Annotated in this window: 17 protein-coding genes and 2 tRNA genes; 17 read left to right on the forward strand and 2 right to left on the reverse strand. The window is 63.5% G+C overall.

Annotated features, from left to right (window positions below; all coding sequences use genetic code 11):
* Positions 1-3: 3 nt before the first annotated feature.
* Positions 4-1,782: a DNA mismatch repair endonuclease MutL gene (gene mutL, locus MJ601_RS00875; RefSeq protein WP_242122689.1), complete on the reverse strand. Its 1,779-nt coding sequence runs from the start codon at positions 1,780-1,782 to the stop codon at positions 4-6.
* Between the two features lie 157 nt (positions 1,783-1,939).
* Between mutL and MJ601_RS00880 the strand changes: the two genes are divergently transcribed.
* The 7 genes from MJ601_RS00880 to MJ601_RS00910 all read left to right on the forward strand — a co-directional run bounded on the left by MJ601_RS00880 (position 1,940) and on the right by MJ601_RS00910 (position 7,967).
* On the forward strand, positions 1,940-2,986 hold the full coding sequence (locus tag MJ601_RS00880; protein ID WP_007685698.1) for a rod shape-determining protein: 1,047 nt from the start codon (positions 1,940-1,942) through the stop codon (positions 2,984-2,986).
* Between the two features lie 12 nt (positions 2,987-2,998).
* Positions 2,999-3,925, forward strand: coding sequence for a rod shape-determining protein MreC (gene mreC, locus MJ601_RS00885; protein WP_242122690.1), 927 nt, complete (start codon positions 2,999-3,001; stop codon positions 3,923-3,925).
* Positions 3,922-4,449 carry a rod shape-determining protein MreD gene (mreD, locus tag MJ601_RS00890; RefSeq protein WP_242122691.1) on the forward strand — a complete coding sequence of 176 codons (528 nt, stop codon included), beginning with the start codon at positions 3,922-3,924 and terminating at the stop codon, positions 4,447-4,449. The genes mreC and mreD overlap by 4 nt, the downstream gene beginning before the upstream one ends.
* A complete protein-coding gene (gene mrdA, locus MJ601_RS00895) occupies positions 4,446-6,545 on the forward strand; it encodes a penicillin-binding protein 2 (RefSeq protein ID WP_242122692.1) in 2,100 nt (699 codons plus the stop codon). Before mreD ends, mrdA begins: the two co-directional genes overlap by 4 nt.
* Positions 6,542-7,654 (forward strand): rod shape-determining protein RodA, encoded by a 1,113-nt coding sequence (rodA, locus tag MJ601_RS00900; protein ID WP_242122693.1) that lies wholly within the window; start codon positions 6,542-6,544, stop codon positions 7,652-7,654. The genes mrdA and rodA overlap by 4 nt, the downstream gene beginning before the upstream one ends.
* 124 nt (positions 7,655-7,778) lie before the next feature.
* Positions 7,779-7,854: transfer RNA gene (locus MJ601_RS00905), tRNA-Lys, on the forward strand.
* A gap of 37 nt (positions 7,855-7,891) precedes the next feature.
* A tRNA-Lys gene (locus MJ601_RS00910) sits at positions 7,892-7,967 on the forward strand.
* A gap of 51 nt (positions 7,968-8,018) precedes the next feature.
* Here MJ601_RS00910 and MJ601_RS00915 read toward each other — a convergent pair.
* Positions 8,019-8,489: an Lrp/AsnC family transcriptional regulator gene (locus tag MJ601_RS00915; protein ID WP_242122922.1), complete on the reverse strand. Its 471-nt coding sequence runs from the start codon at positions 8,487-8,489 to the stop codon at positions 8,019-8,021.
* A 157-nt stretch (positions 8,490-8,646) separates the two neighbouring features.
* On the opposite strand from MJ601_RS00915, the gene MJ601_RS00920 reads away from it, so the two are divergent.
* The 10 genes from MJ601_RS00920 to MJ601_RS00965 all read left to right on the forward strand — a co-directional run bounded on the left by MJ601_RS00920 (position 8,647) and on the right by MJ601_RS00965 (position 19,089).
* Positions 8,647-8,877 carry a hypothetical protein gene (locus MJ601_RS00920; RefSeq protein WP_242122694.1) on the forward strand — a complete coding sequence of 77 codons (231 nt, stop codon included), beginning with the start codon at positions 8,647-8,649 and terminating at the stop codon, positions 8,875-8,877.
* Positions 8,878-9,157: 280 nt separating this feature from the next.
* Positions 9,158-10,549, forward strand: a complete 1,392-nt coding sequence (locus MJ601_RS00925; protein WP_242122695.1) for an exopolysaccharide biosynthesis polyprenyl glycosylphosphotransferase — start codon at positions 9,158-9,160, stop codon at positions 10,547-10,549.
* Between the two features lie 256 nt (positions 10,550-10,805).
* The gene (locus tag MJ601_RS00930) at positions 10,806-11,006 is read left to right on the forward strand and encodes a hypothetical protein (RefSeq protein WP_242122696.1); all 201 of its coding nucleotides are present in this window, start codon (positions 10,806-10,808) and stop codon (positions 11,004-11,006) included.
* Positions 11,007-11,308: 302 nt separating this feature from the next.
* Positions 11,309-12,490 carry a hypothetical protein gene (locus MJ601_RS00935; protein ID WP_348635542.1) on the forward strand — a complete coding sequence of 394 codons (1,182 nt, stop codon included), beginning with the start codon at positions 11,309-11,311 and terminating at the stop codon, positions 12,488-12,490.
* A gap of 26 nt (positions 12,491-12,516) precedes the next feature.
* Complete coding sequence (locus MJ601_RS00940) at positions 12,517-13,341, forward strand: polysaccharide biosynthesis/export family protein (protein ID WP_348635543.1); 825 nt, start codon at positions 12,517-12,519, stop codon at positions 13,339-13,341.
* Positions 13,338-14,756 carry an ATP-binding protein gene (locus MJ601_RS00945; RefSeq protein ID WP_242122699.1) on the forward strand — a complete coding sequence of 473 codons (1,419 nt, stop codon included), beginning with the start codon at positions 13,338-13,340 and terminating at the stop codon, positions 14,754-14,756. Before MJ601_RS00940 ends, MJ601_RS00945 begins: the two co-directional genes overlap by 4 nt.
* Positions 14,757-14,758: 2 nt before the next feature.
* Positions 14,759-16,111 (forward strand): GNVR domain-containing protein, encoded by a 1,353-nt coding sequence (locus MJ601_RS00950; protein WP_242122700.1) that lies wholly within the window; start codon positions 14,759-14,761, stop codon positions 16,109-16,111.
* Positions 16,108-17,013, forward strand: coding sequence for a P-loop NTPase family protein (locus tag MJ601_RS00955; protein ID WP_242122701.1), 906 nt, complete (start codon positions 16,108-16,110; stop codon positions 17,011-17,013). The genes MJ601_RS00950 and MJ601_RS00955 overlap by 4 nt, the downstream gene beginning before the upstream one ends.
* The gene (locus MJ601_RS00960) at positions 17,010-17,822 is read left to right on the forward strand and encodes a WecB/TagA/CpsF family glycosyltransferase (RefSeq protein WP_242122702.1); all 813 of its coding nucleotides are present in this window, start codon (positions 17,010-17,012) and stop codon (positions 17,820-17,822) included. Before MJ601_RS00955 ends, MJ601_RS00960 begins: the two co-directional genes overlap by 4 nt.
* Positions 17,815-19,089 (forward strand): polysaccharide biosynthesis protein, encoded by a 1,275-nt coding sequence (locus MJ601_RS00965; protein ID WP_242122703.1) that lies wholly within the window; start codon positions 17,815-17,817, stop codon positions 19,087-19,089. Before MJ601_RS00960 ends, MJ601_RS00965 begins: the two co-directional genes overlap by 8 nt.

Raw genomic sequence — 19,089 nt, forward strand, 5'->3', positions numbered from 1 at the left:
TTTCTATTTCCGGCCGAACAATTTTTCGATGTCGCCATGGCCCAGCTTCACCCAGGTCGGGCGGCCATGATTGCACTGGCCGCTGCGGGGAGTGATTTCCATCTCGCGCAACAGGGCGTTCATCTCGGCAACGCTCAACACCCTTCCCGCCCGGACCGAGCCGTGACAGGCCATGGTCGCCGCGACCAGATCGAGCCGTTCCTTAAGCGATAAGGCGCTGTCATAGGCGGCGAGATCATCGGCCAGATCGGATACCAGTCCCTGCACATCGCCCTGCCCCAGCATGGCCGGGGTGGCGCGTACCAGCATGGCGGCCGGGCCGAAACGTTCCAGTTCCAGCCCGAAATCCCTGAGTTCCTCGATCCGCGCCTCCAGCCGGTCGCATGCCGGTTCGTCCAGTTCCACGACTTCGGGCAGCAGCAGCGCCTGAGAGGCAATACCCTGCCCGTCCATGGCGCGGCGCATGCGTTCCAGGGTCAGGCGTTCATGCGCGGCATGCTGGTCGACGATCACCAAGCCATCCTCCGCTTCGGCGACGATATAGGTGCGGGCGACCTGTCCGCGGGCGACGCCGAGGGGGAAGCTGGTACCTTCGGGAGCGGGCGCGGCGGCCGGTTCGGCGCGGGCCTGCGGCGGGGGAGCGATGAAGCCGGGGCGGCGATCCGCCACCGTGTAGTTAGGCATCGGCGAAGGTCCGCCCGCGGCCTCGAAGATCGGCATGGCGCTGATCGGCGTCGGGGAAATGGGTTCGGACTTCCACGCCGATAGAGCCGCCGGATCGGCATGCTGCACGGCGCGAAAACCCTCCGCATCGAGGGCGCGGCGCAGGCCGGAGACGATCATGCCGCGGACCAGCGCGGGATCGCGGAAGCGCACTTCGGTCTTGGCCGGATGGACATTGACGTCGACCTCCAGCGGCGGAACGTCGAGGAACAGGGCAACCACCGGATGCCGATCCCGCGCCAGCATATCGGCATAGGCACCCCTGACCGCCCCCACCAGCAGGCGGTCGCGCACCGGGCGGCCGTTGACGAACAGGAACTGATGATCGCCCACCCCGCGATTATAGGTCGGGATCGATGCGACGCCGGACAGGCGAACGCCTTCCCGCTCCAGCGCGACGATCACATGATTGTCCGCCAGTGCACGATCGGTCAGCGCGGCGACGCGGTCCTCGCGCGCTTCATCGGCCTGCACGCCCAGCACGCGGCGGCCGTCATGCTCCATGCTGAAGGCAACCGAGGGATGCGCCATGGCCAGCCGCCGGACGATATCGAGGCAGGCGGCATATTCCGCCTTGGGCGACCGCAGGAATTTGCGGCGCGCGGGCACGCGCGCGAAAAGCTGTTCGACAGTGACGCGGGTGCCGGGCGGCAGGGCAGCAGGACCTTCGGCGATCACCACGCCATTGTCGACGGTCCGGTTCCAGCCGTCCCTGCCCAACGGCCTGCTGTCGATCGAGAGCCGGGCCACGCTGGCGATCGAGGGCAATGCCTCGCCCCGGAACCCCAGAGTCGCAACATTCTCGATCGCATCATCGGGCAGTTTGGAGGTGGCATGGCGTTCCAGCGCCAGGGCGATCTCCCCCGATTCCATGCCACAGCCGTCGTCGCTCACCTCGATCCGATCGAGCCCGCCATGGGAAATGCGGATCGCAATGCGCCTCGCCCCCGCATCCAGCGCGTTTTCAACGATTTCCTTGAGCGCGCTGGCGGGTCTTTCGACCACTTCGCCCGCGGCGATGCGATTGACCAGATGTTCGGGCAGGCGGCGTATTGACATTGATTAATGACTAGCCCAAGCGAGCGCTTTCCGCGAGACGCATGCCCATAAAAATTGGCGACCATGATTGGTTATCCAGGGGGCCGGCGAAACGTAGGGCGAACTTTCCGACTGTCCCGGTTCGCTTCGCCGGGGGGTGGGCTGAACAGGAACAGGCATGTCGATCTTCTCGCGACTTTTCAAACTCTCGTCTCAGGACATGGCCATCGACCTCGGCACGGCCAATACCGTGGTCTATGTGCGCGGGCGCGGCATCGTGCTCAACGAACCCTCCGTGGTCGCGGTCGAAACGTTGAATGGCGTAAAGCGCGTGAAGGCCGTCGGCGACGACGCAAAGCTGATGATGGGCAAGACCCCCGACTCGATCGAGGCGATCCGGCCGCTGCGAGACGGCGTGATCGCGGACATCGATGTCGCGGAACAGATGATCAAGCATTTCATCACCAAGGTGCATGGCGGCAAGTCGCGTCCCTGGCGCTTCCCGGAAATCGTGATCTGCGTGCCGTCCGGTTCGACCAGCGTGGAACGCCGCGCGATTCGCGATGCAGCGAGCAATGCGGGCGCTTCCCAGGTCTTCCTGATCGAGGAGCCGATGGCCGCCGCGATCGGCGCCGACATGCCCGTCACCGAGCCGATCGGGTCGATGGTGGTCGACATCGGCGGCGGCACGACTGAAGTCGCGGTGCTTTCGCTGCGCGGCCTGGCCTACACCACCTCGGTCCGCGTGGGGGGCGACAAGATGGACGAAGCCATCGTGTCCTTCGTGCGCCGTCATCACAATCTGCTCATCGGTGAAGCGACCGCCGAGCGGATCAAGAAGCAGTTCGGCGTCGCCCAACCCCCCGAGGACGGCGTGGGCGAAACGATCCACATCAAGGGCCGCGACCTGGTGAACGGGGTTCCCAAGGAAATCTCGATCAATCAGGGCCAGATCGCCGACGCGCTGGCCGAACCGATCAGCACCATCGTCGAGGGCGTTCGCATCGCACTGGAAAACACCGCGCCGGAACTCGCCGCCGATATCGTCGATCAGGGTATCGTGCTCACGGGCGGCGGCGCGCTGCTGAAGGGGCTGGACGACGAGCTGCGCGACGAGACCGGCCTGCCCGTCACCATCGCTGAAGATCCGCTGACCTGCGTTGCGATCGGTACTGGCCGCGCAATGGAGGATCCGATCTTCCGGGGCGTTCTCCAGACCGCTTAAGGGGGCAAGTGGATGGCGCGGCCACCCAGCCGACGCCCCGGGCACAACCGGAAGGCGCAATATAGCCTCTTCGCCAGCTATGTCGTGGCGGTGACTGGCGCCGCCATCGGCCTGCTTCTGGTGGTTGTCGCCATATTCGATCCGACCGGCTTCGCCGCGATCCGCATCGCGACGGCGGAAATCACGCGCCCGGCCTCGGTCGGCCTCAAGAATATGGTGAGCGGGGTCAGTTCGATTGACGAGGTGCTGGCGAGCTATTGGCATGCCGGCTCCCAGAATGTCGCGCTACGCCGCCAGGTAGAAGCCGACCGCAACCGAATCATCGAGGCGAAGGCGGTGGCGCAGGAGAATCTGCGCCTCAAGAAGCTGTTGAAGCTGGTCGAGGATGATGGCAGCGAATTGCTGACCGCGCGGCTGATCGCCTCTTCCTCCACCAGCACGCGGCGGCTGGCGCGGCTGAACGCGGGGCGCTGGCAGGGCGTCCGGCCGGGCATGCCCGTGCGCGCGCCCGAAGGGCTGATCGGGCGCATCCACACGACCACGCCCAATACGGCCGAAGTGCTGCTGCTGACCGATACCAGCAACATCGTGCCGGTCCGGCGCGCCAATGACAGCGTGCCCGCCATTTCGACGGGCCTTGGCGACGGCACGCTGGAAGTCCGGGCGCTGGCAGCGGGACGCAATCCCTTCAAGCCGGGGGACCTGCTGGTGACATCGGGCATTGGCGGCATCTACCAGCCCAATATCCCGGTCGCGGTGATCGTGCGCATCGAGGGAGAGATCGCCTATGGCGTTCCGCTCGCCAATCCATCGAAGGTCGATGCCGTGGTGGTGGAGCGCTCCTTCGAGGAAGTGGTGACGCGACCCGAACCCAATGCTCCCGCGCCGCCGGTCGAACCCGAAGCGGCCACCAACGCCATCCACTCGCCCGGCCCATGATCGATCCGCATCTTCAGCATGTACCGCGTCTGGGCCGTCACCCGTCGCGCTTCCGGCTGGTAGGCACGCCGGTGATCACGGTCATGCTGGGGTCGCTGGTCACTGCGCTGCCGGTAATCGCCCAATCACCGTCGATGCCGATATTCGGCCTGTTGCTGCTGCTGTCCTGGCGGCTGCTGCGGCCCGAATTGTGGCGGGCATGGATCGGCCTTCCGCTCGGCCTGTTCGATGATATCGCCAGCGGACAGCCCATCGGCTCCGCCATGTTCCTCTGGACCGTCACGCTGATCGGGATAGACGCGATCGAACATCGCATGGTCTGGCGCAGCTACCGGCAGGACTGGTTAATCGCGACGGCTGCGATTATCTTCTCCATCGCCGGGGGCGTCTTCTTCGCGCACATCACCGGTGGAGGAAAAATCAAGCTGTTGCTGGTAGCGCCGCAAATGCTCTGGACGGTCCTGCTCTTTCCCTTTGTCGTCCGGCAATGTGCCCGGATCGACCGCTGGCGCGTGATGGCATGAAGCTGTCCTTTCTCAAGAAAAAGACCGTTACAGAAGCTTCCCTGTCCTTCACCTTCACGCGGCGCGCGATGGTGGTCGGCGGCCTGCAGGCCGGCATCGGCGCGATGCTGGTGACCCGCATGGCGTGGATCAGCGTGGCGGAGAATGAGAAATATAATCTTCTATCGGAAAGCAACCGGGTCAATCTAACGCTCATTCCGCCACGGCGCGGATGGATCATCGACCGAAACGGCCGCCCGCTGGCGAACAACCGCACCGATTTCCGCGTCGATCTGATCCCCGAGCGCATGACCGATCCGGAGGGAACGATCCGCAACCTCACGCATCTGCTCTCGCTGACCGACGATGAGGTCGACCGGATCAAGGATGAACTGGACAAGTCCGCCGGTTTCCGCCCGGTGCAGGTGGCGGAAAAACTGACCTACGACCAGTTCGCTGCCGTTTCCGTGCGCCTGCCCGACCTGCCGGGCGTGGCGCCCAGCCAGGGCTTTTCGCGCAACTATCCGGCGGGGGCGACCGTCGGGCATCTGCTGGGCTATGTCGGCGCGGCATCGGCCAAGGAATTTGAGGAACGCAAGGATCCCTTGCTCATCACGCCGGGCTTCAAGGTCGGCAAGGATGGGCTGGAGCGCTCCTTCGACAAGGAATTGACCGGCAAGCCCGGCGCCAAGCGCGTGGAGGTGACGGCGCGGGGCAAGATCGTGCGCGAACTCACCACCCGGCCCGATACGCCGGGAAACCCGATCAAGCTCACCATCGATGCGGGCCTGCAGGAATATGCCGGGCGCCGCCTTGCCACGCAAAGCGGATCGGTGGTGGTGATCGACTGCCATAACGGCGATGTTCTCGCCATGGCGTCGATGCCGAGCTTCGATCCCAACAGCTTTTCCGACGGCATCAGCCATCTGGAGTGGGACATGCTGTCGAAGGACGACCATGTCCCCTTGCGCAACAAGACCTTGCAGGGCCTCTATCCGCCCGGATCGACGGTGAAGCCGATGGTTGCGCTGGCGCTGCTGGAAGCAGGGATTTCGCCGATGGATACGGTGAACTGTCCTGGCGCCATCCGCGTCGGCAACACGCTGTTCCACTGCCACAAGAAGCGGGGGCATGGCTCGCTCAACATGCGCGGCGCCATTGCCCAGAGCTGCGACATCTATTTCTACCAGATGGCACAGCGCATCGGCATGGATCGCATCGCCAGCATGGCCCGGCGCGTGGGCATGGGGCAGAAATTCCCCCTGCCCTTCCCCAGCCAAAGCTATGGCACGGTGCCCGATCCCGCCTGGAAACTGAAGAAATACAAGCAGAAATGGCAGGTCTACGACACGGTCAACGCAACCATCGGTCAGGGCTATATGCTGATCAATCCGTTGCAGATGGCCGTCATGGCTGCACGGCTGGCGACGGGCAGGCAATTGATGCCCAACTTCATCTTCGGCGCGCAGCGGCCGGCCCCGACGCCCGTCGGCGTCGATGAGGAGCATCTGGTCACGATCCGCGACGCGATGAGCGCGGTGGTGAATGGTGGCGGCACCGGCGCGGCGGCGCGGATCAACTTGCCCGGCGTGATGATGGCGGGCAAGACCGGCACGGCGCAGGTCCGCCGCATCACCATGACCGAACGCGGCGGCGGCGTGCGCAGCAATGCGTCCCTGCCATTCAAACTGCGCGACCATGCGCTGTTCCAAGGGTTCGCGCCGTTCGACAATCCCCGCTACGCCATTGCCTGCATCATCGAGCATGGCGGCCACGTCAACAGGGTCGAGGACGCGCCGATGATCGCGGCCGACACCATGACCTTCCTGTTCGATCAGGCAAAGGCGATGGAAAAGCTGGAGACGCTGGAAAAGGATTGGGGCGGTCCCCCGGCCGACCGCATGGCGCGCCAGATGGCGGCCTATCGCCTGGCCAAGGCGATCGAGAAGGGTGAGGCGCCACCGCCGCAAGCGGCCAATGCGGCCAATGCCGCCAATGGGGCTGAGCCGGGCAATGCCGCGACGGGTGCGACACCGCCACCACCCGCTCCGCCCGCGGCGGCCGATGACGACGACACACCGCCACCCCCCGGCCCCGGCGCAGGCACGGCGCAATGAGCATCGTCCCGGAACCCCTGACCCAATTTCCCTGGCGGGTGCTGGGCATATTGCTGGCAATCGCCGGATTTGGCACGCTGGTCCTCTACAGCGCGGCGGGGGGCAGCATCACCCCTTGGGCAATCAACCAGGGCGTGCGCTTCATCATCTTTGCCTGCATGGCACTGGTGCTGAGCCGGATACCATTGGAGATTTTCGCGCGATTTGCCTTTCCCGCCTATGGCAGCGTTCTGGTTGCATTGCTGCTGGTCGAGCTGATCGGCGGTGTCGCGGGCGGCAGTCAGCGATGGATCAATCTAGGCTTCATGCAGTTGCAGCCGTCCGAATTCATGAAGCCGATCATCGTGCTGGCCGTCGCCCGCTTCTATGCCTTGCTGCCGGTGGGCGAGATCAGGCGCTGGAACGCGATCTGGCCCGCTCTCGTGCTGATCGGCGTCCCCTTCATGCTTGTGCTGGTGCAGCCCGACCTCGGCACCGCGACCATGATCGCGGCAGGCGGGGTCACGGTGATGTTCCTGGCGGGCCTTCCTCTGCGGCTGTTCGTCGGATCGGGACTGGCCTTCGCCTGCATCGTGCCGATCGCCTTCAGTTTCCTGCATGATTATCAGAAGAACCGGGTCTTGATCTTCCTCGATCCGGAAAGCGATCCGCTGGGCGCGGGATATCATATCAGCCAGTCGAAGATCGCAATCGGTTCGGGCGGCATCTTCGGCAAGGGCTTCCTCCAGGGGACGCAAAGCCATCTGGATTATCTGCCCGAGGGGCATACCGACTTCGTCTTCGCTACCATGGCGGAGGAATGGGGGCTGTTGGGCGGGCTCCTGCTGATCGGCGCGTTCATGCTCCTGTTCCGCTGGGGCATCGGCGTATCATTGCGCGCTCAGGACAAATATGCGCGGCTGGTCGCAGCCGGGCTGACCACGACCGTCTTCTTCTATGTCGCGATCAACCTGATGATGGTCATGGGCCTGGCACCGGTAGTCGGCATACCCCTGCCCTTCATGTCCTATGGCGGATCATCGATGCTGACGGTCATGCTGTGCGTCGGCATCATCATGGCCATCGAACGGTCCGGCAGGCGCGGCAGCCGGCCCGGCAATTGGGGTTGAATCGGCCCTGTTCACAAAAATTTGACCAGGGACGCGATTTCCTGTTTGCAAAGTCGGATGCGGCTGCTAACAGCCCGCCCACGCCAAGGCAACGGCCCGATCGGGATCAGCCGGAAGCGAATGTGGACGCATAGCTCAGTTGGTAGAGCAGCTGACTCTTAATCAGCGGGTCCTAGGTTCGAGCCCTAGTGCGTCCACCAGATTTTTCGGATATCGGCATCAGCCGGAAGCCGGCGTGGACGCATAGCTCAGTTGGTAGAGCAGCTGACTCTTAATCAGCGGGTCCTAGGTTCGAGCCCTAGTGCGTCCACCAAAACGGTGCTTCACCAAATTTCGCTGGATCACTGGCTTTCCCAGCCTCCCGTCAAACGGGAAGAGCGGTCGTGAACTTCGTCATCGACAGCGCGAAATGCGAAGCGGCGCCCGATACCGAGGGGTGGCCGAGCAGGGTCATCATCAGGAACCGGTTATAATCGGCAACATCGGCAACCACGACCCGCAACAGATAGTCCCACTCGCCGGACATGGAGAAGCATTCGACGATTTCGGGACGGCCATCGACAAATTGCTCAAAGGCCTTTCTCGCCTCCTGCGCATGGCTGCGCATGCGGATGTTGCAAAGGACGTTGACGCCGCGACCCAGCTTTTCAGGATCCACCAGGCGTACCGTCCCGGCAAATATACCCGCGCTCTCCAGTGCCTTGATCCGGCGCCAGCAGGAGGCGCTGGACGCCCCAACCCGTTCCGCCAGATCGGCATGGCTGAGGGTTGCGTCCTGCTGCAAGGCCGCAATGATCTTGCGATCTATGGCATCGATTTGTCGATCCTGTTTCACATAGGCAGCATAGCTCGCCACGGCATTTCGTCCAGTACCGTTTCATCGCAATGGAAATTCTTGATTCATTGCCAGCCGGGCGACGCGAATTTGCCCTTTACGGTGAAGCGGTATATTCTGGCGCTGGGTCGTCGTACGACGATGGGGGGCTACGTGAATGATCGACCTTTCTCCTCAACCCCGTGACAAGGGATCTGGCCCGGCGCCATCCACGACGCCGCACCACGATCCGCTGCCGGGACAGACGGGAAGCCAGGAAAAAACAAGGTCCTGGTGGTATTTTTCCCACGAGCATGCAGAGCTCGCCGTGCAGCGGTTTTCGCGTTGGGCCGGACCTGCGGTTCTGCTGATGACGCTCCTGCTGCTGGGTTTATGGTTAATATATTGATCCGCTTTACGATTCGGAAAAATCGCGTCGCCCGACGACGATGATTCACCGCAATGCGGCAATATCCTGACACAATTCGTCGCAAATAGAGGGCGGAACGTCTATTAAGACGAACGGATCGTCGGAAAAGCGGGGCCAAGCGTCCCAGCACCGATTGTCAGCCCCGATCATTTATGCCCTGCTGCTCCGCAACAAAATCATAACGCAGCGGATGTCTGATGCTTACCCACTGCCTCCCGGCGGTGGTCGGTTTGACGTCATGACACAAAAAGGGTTGCAGATGTCGAAAATTGATCTGGCGATAACAGGAGTCCCCAGTCGCCAGCCCGCCGCAGCCGCAGGCCAGCGAAATGCCAGGCTGTGGCTTTGCCTGCTTCTGCTGGTCGCCGACATGGCGGCGCTGGCCACCGGCTTCGGGCTGGGGTTTCGCGCGGCCGGCTTGGCGTGGATATGGGACGGGCAATGGCAGGCTCTGGCGGGCGGCATGATCGTTTATGCCGTGCTCGCCTTTCACAACCAGGCCTACAATCCCAATTGCCTGACGCACATGACCCAGTCCTGCCGCAGCGCGACCATGGCCTTTGCCGGGACGCTGCTGATCTTCCTGCTGGTCTTCTTCTCGCTGAAGGCGACGGCGGAATTGTCACGGTTGGGGGTGTCGGCGGGAATATTGTGCGCCGGGACGCTGCTCGTGCTCCAACGCCTATTGATCGTGCACACGGTGAAGCGGAATTTCGCCGATGGATTGTTCGCGCAACTCTTGATCATCGACGATGGCGAAATCCCGGAGGACGTCAGCGACATGGTAATGGTCGAGGCGGGTGCCGTCGGTCTCAGGGCCGATCTGGACGATCCCTATATGCTGCACCGGCTGGGAACGATGCTGCGCGACTTCGACCGCGTCGTGATCTCTTGTCCAGCGGAGCGCAAGGCGGACTGGGCGCAGATGCTGAAGGGCGGCAACATATTGGGCGAGATCATCGTGCCGGAGCTTGACCCGATGGCGCCGCTGGCTGTGCAGGCCTATCGCGGAACGCCGACGCTGGTGGTGTCGCGCGGCCCGCTCAATCTGGCCGACCGCGCCAAGAAGCGGCTGCTGGACATTGCGCTGACGGTGCCGGTGCTGATCATCCTGTCGCCGCTGATGGCGGTGATCGCCATACTCATAAAGCTGGACTCGCCGGGACCTGTCTTCTTCAAGCAGGAGCGGATCGGGCGTGGCAACATGCTGTTCCATATCCTGAAGTTCCGCAGCATGAAGGTGGAACAGTGTGACGCTGCTGGCGCCACCTCCACCCAGCGTGACGATAACCGCATCACGCGGATCGGCGCCTTTATCCGCAAGACCAGCATTGATGAACTGCCGCAACTCATCAACGTATTGCTGGGAGAGATGAGCCTGGTGGGCCCCCGCCCCCATGCGCTGGGTTCGACCGCGGAGGAGCAGCTCTTCTGGCAGGTCGACCGGCAATATTGGCATCGCCATGCGCTGAAGCCCGGCATCACCGGCCTTGCCCAGATCCGGGGTTTCCGAGGCGCCACCGAAACCCGGCGCGACATATTGAACCGCGTCGAAGCAGATCTGGAATATCTGCACGGTTGGAGCCTGACGCGGGATATCGCCATCCTCTTCGGCACGCTCAACGTGCTGGTCCACAAGAACGCCTATTGACGCCGACTCGGAGGAGGTCGCCACGACGCGGGGAGGCAAAAAAGGTTCCGGAAAAATGTTTCGGATCAGGAATTTATGCGATGAAGTGTTGCCAACTACGGTTCGTCGCACGAAAATCCTATCACAGATCAAGATTTCCCGCGCCGCTGTCGTCATATGCGACGAAATGATGTCACTTCTCGCCCGCTCCCAACTTTTTGTTAACCGCGAAATCGGATATTAACGCCATCAGCAAGCGAGCGGCGGGAATATGGACGTGGCGGAAGATTTTGCAGGCGTTGCGGTAGTACAGGCTTCATTGGTCGACACGGCGGAGATCCGCCGGGATGTGTCGGTTCATGCCAACCCCATGACTTTCGCGGATCGCGCGGAAAGTGGCGTGCAGCTGCTCTCGCGCTGGGCCGGAATATTGGCTTTCGTCGGGGCGGTGGCGGCGATTGCCTATCTGATCTTTTGATCAGAATCGCGACTTAACAAGCTTTCTCCCAGATTAACAGATTTCAGGGTGCGCCGGATGGTTCCGTCGCGCCCTGTTTGCGATGAACCGAGACGTTGCTTTGCTGCGATAAACTGCATTTCGGCCAGTGTGTTTTACCTGGAAACATGTCTAGCATGCCCAGATTGCTGCAATGCAATAAAGGGTCGCTAAGTTTGAATAGAGATAATAATTCCCATTTGGGGAGCGGTATTCGCTCGCCCTTCAGACCAGAAACTCTTTTGTCGCAATCCGCCAGGGCCATTGCGTTAAGTGGTGTTGCAATGCTGGCGACGATGCCTTCCGTCGTTCACGCCCAGGATGATGACAGTCAAACGGAACGGAAACAGCAGAAGGTCTATGACCCGGCGGAGGAAAAAAGGCTCAGGGATTATGGCCTGCACCTGACTGCGGGTCTCGATCTGCTCTATGACGATAACGTCTATCGCGTGGATGACCGGATAGAGAAACCGACGAGCGACCTCATCGTCACCCCCTCACTGGAGGCGACCTTCGGCAAGCCGATCGGCCGTCACGATATATTGCTGCGCGGAAAGGTCGGGTACGACCGGTTCGTCTCCCAAACCCAGCGCAGCAAATTGCGGATCGATACGGAGGCGAAGGCGAATATTCGCTTCGGCGCGACCTGCCTTGTGACGCCGCACGCCTCCTATCGCCAGCAGCGCGCCGATTATGGCGACCTCAATTCAGCGACGGAAAATCTCCAGAAATTCTCCACCGCAGGCGCGGATTTCACATGCGAGCGGCCGGGGCTCTTCCCCGTGGCCAGCTACAGCCACGACACCACACGGAACGCAAGCCAGTTCGACTATGCCGATCAGACCAGCGACACCTTCATGGGCGGCATCGGCTATGCCATGCCCAGCCTGGGCACGCTGACCGCTTATTATGAGCGGGTGAACAGCACGCGCGACACGCTGGGGATCGAGAACCGGATCAACAGCTACGGCCTGCGCTTCCAGCGATCAGTGTCGCCGCTGACGCAGATCGATGCCGATGTGCGCTGGCTGAACGTGAACAGCGATAGCGCGGCCGTCGGCGGCTATGATGGCCTGGGCTGGAACGTGAAGCTGTCGACAACCGCGATTCCGCGCCTGAAGCTGACCGGGGAGACGGAACGCGCAATCATCAACGACAGCCTGATAGCCAGCGGCTTCGCCATTGAAAGCCGCTACCGCGTCGGCGGAGAGTTTTCGATTTCGGAACTGACATCGGCCGGCCTGTATGTCGAATGGGACCGGCGTAAATTCCGGCAGGATGCGGCACTTCGTCCCTATTCGATCACTGCTGATCGCAATCGTCGCTTTGGCGGCATATTGACCAGGAAACTTTCCGATCGTTTCGACATTACGCTCGACGCCCAGCACTATACCCGCAGAACTGACACCAGTGTTTCCAACTATAGCGGAACGCAAGTGACGCTGGGAGCCGCTCTGCGCTTTTAACCTCCAAATATTGGGAGCCAATGGCTGTGAAAGCTGAAACTCTCCTGAAATCTCTCTTCGCCCTGCTGATCGTGGCAGGAACGGTGCCCGCGACTGCTCAGACGGCGGCCGGAACCGCGGCAGCGACCAGCGCCACGTCCCCTGCCCCGCAGGCGGCAAGCGCCGGTTATCAACTCGGCCCCGAGGACGAGGTGAAAATCTCCGTCTTCGGCCAACCGGACCTGTCCACCACGACCCGCATCAAGGCAGACGGCACCGTCGTTCTGGCTCTGGTCGGGGCGGTTCCCGCGCAGGGCAAGACCACCGCGCAGCTCGCCAACGATATCGCGGCGGGTTACGCCAGCGGCGGCTACCTGACCAAGCCGTCGGTCAGTGTCGAGGTGAACACTTATGTCAGCCGCTTCGTGACGGTGCTCGGCAACGTACCGCAGGCGGGCAACTATCCGCTGGATCGCAACTATACGGTCGCCTCGATGCTCGCCAAGGCGGGCGGGTCGACCAAGGACGGCGCCAATGCCGTCATCCTGACGCCGGCCGACGGCAGCGGCCCGGTGCGCATCTCGCTGGCCGACATGGCGGCGGGGGCCATGCGGCAGTTGCAGCCGGGCGATACGCTGTTCGTGCCCCCGGCCGAGAAGGTCTATGTCTATGGCCAGGTCCAGCAACCGGGCGCCTTCTCCTATGTGCCGGGGCAAAGCTTCCGCCAGGCATTGGCGCTCGCGGGCGGCCCGACGCTGGCAGGTTCAACGAAACGCATAAAAGTCCGCCGGGAGGGGAAGGAAATACAGGCCAATCTGGATGATCCGGTAAAGCCTGAAGATGTCCTCATCATCCGGGAGAAGCTGTTTTGACGACCATCGATCAAGGCTTCACGCAACAAAGGTCCGGTATGCTGGACTGGCTGACATCGCTGACGCGCAGCAAAGGCGAGCGCCGCAGCGACCGGGTCATTCCCGATACCGTGCCACTCCATCTCGACGTGCCCGCGCTGCCGGGATTCAGGCTGGAGGGATCAGACGAGGAGGCGCCGAGGGATGGCCCCCGGCCGCTCTCGATGAGCGCCCTGGCCGCGCCGATCAAGCCGATCAGCCTGCGCCGGGACAGCATCTATTCGGCCTTCAACACCGCCCTGCCGGTGACCGATCGCCACGGGTTGGCGGGCCGCAACAGCGAACTGGAAAAGCTGGTCGAAGCGATCGTCGTCCAGCGCAAACATGCGGTGATCTTCGGCACGCGGGGATCGGGCAAGACATCCCTTGCCCGCGTATTCGGCGATCTGGCCGATGAGGCGGGATGCGTCGCGCTCTATGCCTCCGCCAGCGGCGAGGCCAATTTCGACACGCTGTTCCGGCCGTTCCTGACCGAATTGCCGATGAGCGCGGCAGGTCGCGAGCGGGTCGCCAGGATGGCGAACGAACCGCTGGACGTCTCCCGCCTCTCCGCCCTGCTAGTGGAGGAGGTGCGGGAACGCTCCATCCTGATCCTGGACGAATATGACAGGGTGCAATCGGAAAGTGCGAAGCAGGATGTGGCGACGCTGCTCAAGCTGCTGACCGACATTCATTCGCCGGTGCAGATCGTGCTGGTCGGCATCGCAAGCGACATTGACGGGCTGATCGCGGCCCACCCCTCCCTGCGCCGTCACCTGGCGCCGCAGAGGGTCGCGCCAATCCCCAAGCCCGCGCTCGAACGGCTGCTGCTGTGCTGCGCCGACAATGCCCGCCTGTCCATCGATGCCGAGGCGCTGGACGCGCTGTCGGGGGCAGCGATGGGTTCACCCTATCATGCCCGCCTGTTCGGCATGTCGGCGGCGCTGATCACCGAGGCCGCGGGGCGGGATCGCCTGACCCTGATGGATGTCGAGCAAGGGCTGGTATCGGCGCTCGAAGACTGGAAGGAAATGAGCGGCGCCACTTATGCGCTGTTCCAGCGGATATTGTGGGAGGCGGGTTCCTCCAAGCGGATGATCGCGCTGGCCGCGGTGGTCGCTTCGCAAATGTCGGCCATTTCCCATGACCGGCTGGTTCACACCGGCCATGAAGTTCTGGGGGGCGGATCGATCATCGAAGGGCAGGCCCGCGATGCCATGGCCCGGCTGCAACCTGCGCTGGTGCCCACGCCCAATGACGAACTCTGGATGTTTGAAGATACGCTGGGACCGCAATTCCTTTTGCTGATGGCGAAGCAGCCGGCGCCGAGCGCGCCGCCCGCCCCGACCCCGGCCGAGGAAATGCGTGCCCTTCTCCGCGGAGTGGACGGGCTATGATCATGAACCCAATTGATTTGCTGGCGGCGCTTCAGGCCCGCTGGCGCACGGCGGCGATGATCGGCGGCATCATGTTCCTGCTGGTCGCGATCGCCACTTTCGTTCAACCGCGCAAATACCAGGGCACGGCTTCCCTGCTGCTGGACATGTCGCAGACGGACCCGACCAGCACGGATAATGCCCAGGGCGCAAAGCCCGACACCGATGCGATCATGGGAACCCAGATCGACATCATCAACAGCGCCAAGGTCGTCAATGCGGTCGCCAAGGAAGCCGGTATCGTCGATGCCCAGCCCAGCGACCTTCCCGCCGATGCCAGATTGCAGCAGGCGGCAACGCTGGTGACAAAGAACATGACCGTCACGACCGGGCGCCAGAGCAACGTCCTGCAGATCCAGTATATGGACCCCGATCCGCAGATGGCGGCGAAGGTGGCCAATCTGATCGCCACCACCTACATGCGCGAACAGGCCTCGTTGCGGGCTTCTCCCGAACGCGGCACCGCCAAATGGTTCGATCAGCAGACCGCCGAGGTGCGCCGCCGTTACGAACTCGCGCAAAGACGCCTGTCCGATTTCCAGCGCGCGCATGACATCATCGGCATCAACCGCATGGACCTTGAGGCCGAAAAGCTGAAGAACATGTCCCTTCAGCTCACGCAGGCCCAGGCCGATGCGGCTGCCGCCCGGTCCAAGGCGGGAGCGGGCAGCGTGTCCGACATCGAGGGATCGCTGATCGTCCAGAATCTGCAACAGCAGGTGGCGACGCAGGCCGGAACGGTATCCGAACTGCAAAAGACGCTCGGTCCCAATCATCCGACCATGGCGGCGGCCACCGCCCAGCTCGCGGAACTCCAGGCAAAGCTGGCCGCGGCACGCGCCAACCAGGCACGGGCAGTGAGTGCCAACAGCGTGGCGGCCACCCGCCGCGAAGGCGACCTCAAGTCCAACATGGCAGGCCAGGAGGATCGCATGATCCGCATGTCCGGCGTGCAGGACCAGCTGATGGTGCTCCAGCGCGACGTCGATGCGGCGCGGCAAACCTATGACACGGTGCGCCAGCGCTTCAACGAGGCGGCGCTCAAGAGCCAGATCTCGCAGCCCAATGCCAGCCCGCTGGACGAAGCGACCGTGCCGCTGCTGCCCGCCAAGCCGAACATCATGCTTTGGCTGATCGGCGGCATCGCGCTGGGCCTGATCGGCGGTACAGCCGCCGTGATCCTCATGGAGATCATCCATCCCCGCGTTCGCTCGGCCGCCGGCGTGGCCCGCGCGACCGAAGTCGAAGTCATTACCGAATTAATGCCTGTCCCCGCTCGTGGAGGCTGGTTCTTCAAACAGCAGGAGGCTGCATGAGACTGCGTTCCTCGGCAGGTGCCCCACCGCAATTGACGCCGGGCGGCACCGCTGCGCTGCGTCCCCGCGCCCGCGACACACAAAGCTTCGCCCGCCTGGCGGTGGAGCATGGCTTTCTGGCCGAAACCGAAGTGCACCGGGTCGAGGCGCATGCCCGGTCGCAGGGTCTGGCGCTGCATGATGCGGCGGTCGATCTGGGGCTGCTAAACGCCGACGACGCGGGCATGCTCGCGGCCCTGCAGGGCGGTTTCGCCCTGTTGCAGGAGGGTGACGAGCGGGTCGATCCGCTGGTCGTGACGGCCTTCGATCCCGCCGCTCCTTATGCCGCCAAGATGCGGACGATCCGCGCCAAGATGCGCGCCGCCGCCAAGGATGCCGATCCGGCATCGCTGCGCATGGCGGTGCTCTCGATCGAGGCGGGGGACGAGGCGGCCATCATGGCAGCCAATCTGGCGGTCGTGCTGGCCCAGATGGACGGGCAGACGATGCTCATCGACGTCGATATGGGCCGCCCCTCGCTCGACCGGCTGTTCCGGGTCGCCAACAAGGCGGGACTGGCCGAACAGCTGATGGGCAGCGCTGCCCTGCTGCCCGCCGCAAAGACCGCGATCGACGGCCTGTGGCTGATGACGGCGGGACGGGCATCGGGCAGCGCCGCGAGCCTCGTCACCAGGGGGCCGCTGGCCGATACGGCCAATGGCTGGGGCCTGCGCGACACCTCGATGCTGTTCTACCTCGCCGAGCGCAAGGGCGAGCAGACCCCCTATGGCAGCATATTGGCGGGTTTCGATGCTGTGGTGATCGTGGCGCGGCGGGGCGACACCGCCATTGCCGACATGCGGCGCGTCATCGACGATCTCGACCGCCATGGCGTGCCCATTGCCGGGACGGTGATTGCATGAGCGCCGAACAAGCATTGCCGCGCCGCCAGCCACTCCCCTCTCCCGGCCTGAACCGGGACGAAGCGATCGCGCATGTGGGCGGGGTTCCCGTCTCCACATTGTCGCTCGACGCCCTGATCCAGAAGATGCTGATCGAGGCGCCGTTGCGACGGTCACTGGACCAGCGGCCCTTGCTGATATTCGACTGCAATGGGCAGGGCCTGTCGTTGAATGCCACCGATCCGGCCTTCCAGGCCAATCTGGCGCAGGCCGACCTGATCCATGCCGATGGGCAGATCATCGTCGCGGCTTCGCGCTGGTTGGGCGGTCCTGCGATTGCCGACCGCTCAAGCACCACGGACATGTTCATCGACAGTCTCAAACCGGCGGCGGAAGCGGGTGTCAGCTATTATCTGCTCGGCGGCGAGGAGAAGGTGAACGCGCAATGCGCACGCGACATCGTGTCCACGGCGCCGGGACTTCAGGTGGCGGGACGCCGTAATGGCTTCTGGAAGCCGGAGGAGGAAGACGCCGTCATCGACGCGATCAACGCGGCGGCGCCGGACGTCCTCTGGGTCGGCACCGGAAAGCCGCGTGAACAGGCTTTTTGCGTGCGGAACCGCGACCGGATCAAGGCGGGATGGATCGTAAGCTGCGGCGGCCTGTTCAACTATATCACCGGCGATTATCCGCGCGCGCCGCTGTGGATGCAGAAGTCCGGCTTCGAATGGCTGCATCGCATGGCGACGCGACCCCGGGAGCTGGCCTGGCGCTATATCACCACCAATCCGCACGCGCTCTGGCTGATCTGGAAGCACCGCAATGGCTGAGATGCAGGCTGTGGGAGGCCGCGTCCAGCGCCTTGGCAGCATGTTCGGCCGTTTCGGCCTTGCCAGCCTGTCTTCGGCGATCGTCTCGGTCAGCCACTTACTGATCCAACTTTTTTCGATCCACCATCTGGGCACGGCGGCGATCGGCACGCTGGCCTTCCTGCTGGTGATCATCCAGTTCGGCTACAGCCTGTCCAATGCCCTGGTGTCGACCCCCTACACCATTGCCGTGAACCAGAGCGACGAGCCGGATGCCCGAAGCTTCGATTTCTTCTTTCCCGTGAATCTGATGCTGGCGGCCAGCCAGGGACTGATCTGCGCCGGGATCGCCTGGGTCACGGCTTCCCCGCTGGCGGCTCTGCTGTTCGGCCTTGCGGGAACGCTGTCGCTGATCCGCTGGTTCGGGCGGTCCAACGCCTATGCGCATCACGCGCCAGCCCGCGCCGCGCGGTCCGACCTTGCCTATGCCGGGACGATCCTCGCCGGATTGCTGATCGCGATGCGAACGGGCGCCGGCATGCCGGCCATCGGCGGGATGCTGGTGGCGGCCAGTCTCGTGGGCCTGCTGCCCTTCGGCCTGGCCTATCTGCGTCGGCATGTCGCGGTGGCGCCGGGACGCGCCCTCAGCGCCTATCGGCCGGTATGGAAGCAACAATCGGCCTGGACGCTGGTCGGCGTGCTGTCGACCGAGGCAACATCCAATTCGCACAGCTATATCGTGACGCTGCTGGCCGGGCCGACCGCCTTCGCGCCGATCGCGGTCGGAATGCTGTTCTTCCGCCCGGTCAATGTCTGCATCACCGCCCTCACCCAGCTCGAACGTCCGCGCATGACGCGGGCGGTCGCGCGGGGCGATCATGAGGCGGCGATCAAGTCCGAACGCATATTCATGGCCGCGCTGGTCGTGCTGTGGCTGGGGACATGCGTCGTCGCGGCAACCGCTCTCTATGCCTTTCCGGGCCTGATCCTGAAACCGACGCTGGACCAGAGGCTGGTGATGATCGCGGTGGGCCTGTGCGCCCTGCTCTCGCTGATCCAGTGCCTGCAAACGCCGATGAACGTCATGACCCAGGCACGCGGTGCGTTTCGACCGCTCGCCGCGCAAAGCATGCGCAGCTGCGGCGTCGGCGTAGCAGCCGTGACTCTGCTGGTGCTGGGGACGATGCCGGTCTTCTCCATCGCCGGCGTGGTCCTTTCCCAAATCGTCATGACGCTCGGTATCTGGCATCTCGACCGCCAGTGGCAGCGCCAGCAGGAGGCGTGCTGA

It is taken from the genome of Sphingobium trunci, assembly GCF_022664535.1.
Classification (GTDB): Bacteria; Pseudomonadota; Alphaproteobacteria; order Sphingomonadales; family Sphingomonadaceae; genus Sphingobium.